Source organism: Janibacter sp. CFPM2_SD2, assembly GCF_057364645.1.
On the sequence record NZ_JBNFOF010000394.1, the window covers coordinates 1 to 719 of the forward strand.

A 719-nucleotide genomic window follows, 5' to 3' on the forward strand; every position below is an offset into this window, starting at 1 on the left:
GGCCCCGTCCGCCAGCAGCCGACGAAGGGAGGTCGGCGTCAGGTGCGCATTGGGTCGCCTCGGCGAAGCGTCGGGGCGAGGCGCGCGCCGGCCCAGCGGGCGTGGACGGTGGCGAAGAGGTTCATCGTCGCGGTGACCGGGCCGGCACCCACACCCGGCTCGCGGCGGTGGTGCCGGTGAGCCCGGCGACCGAGGCGAAGGAGTCGGTCCACGACGCCGTCGTCCGCACGACGGTCCGCGGGCGACCGGACGTGCCGGAGGTCGGCAGGGCGACGAGCCGCCCCTGCCGGTCGGCCTCGACGAAGGCCGCGACCGGGTCCGCCGCCGCCAGGACGTGGACCTCAGACGAGGGCATCCTCTCGGGCCGGGCGCCGGGCGCGGATCAGACCCGGGTAGGCCGCGTGCACCCCCTTCGCGACGACGGCGGCGATGACGGCCTTGGCGAGGTCACCCGGGACGAAGGGGGCGGCGGCCACGAGCGCGGCGCTCACGGACAGGTCGGCGCGCAGGATCATGCCGATGACGCCGAGGAGGTTGAGCAGGAGGACGCCGCCGAGGACGTTGATCCCGATGCCGACGGCGGTGCGGTAGGGCGTGCCCATCGCCTGGGTCATCGCGCCGACCGCCCACGCCGCGATCGGCCAGCCGACCAGGTAGCCGACGCTCGGCCCGGCGAAGACCGCCAGTCCGCCGCGGCCGCCGGCGAGCAGCGGCAGGCC

At 76.6% G+C, this 719-nt stretch carries 2 protein-coding genes; both read right to left on the minus strand.

Features of this window, described 5'->3' with window-relative positions; genetic code table 11:
• Window positions 1-121 precede the first annotated feature (121 nt).
• Window positions 122-355 carry a hypothetical protein gene (locus tag AC2W7J_RS18595; protein WP_485984284.1) on the minus strand — a complete coding sequence of 78 codons (234 nt, stop codon included), beginning with the start codon at window positions 353-355 and terminating at the stop codon, window positions 122-124.
• On the minus strand, window positions 342-719 hold a 378-nt coding region (locus AC2W7J_RS18600), incomplete at its 5' end, for a biotin transporter BioY (RefSeq protein ID WP_485984286.1). The genes AC2W7J_RS18595 and AC2W7J_RS18600, both read right to left, overlap by 14 nt.

Excerpts from the sequence above, each read along its gene's own strand:
- AC2W7J_RS18595 (WP_485984284.1), bottom strand. The coding sequence starts at position 355 with ATGCCCTCGTCTGAGGTCCACGTCCTGGCGGCGGCGGACCCGGTCGCG.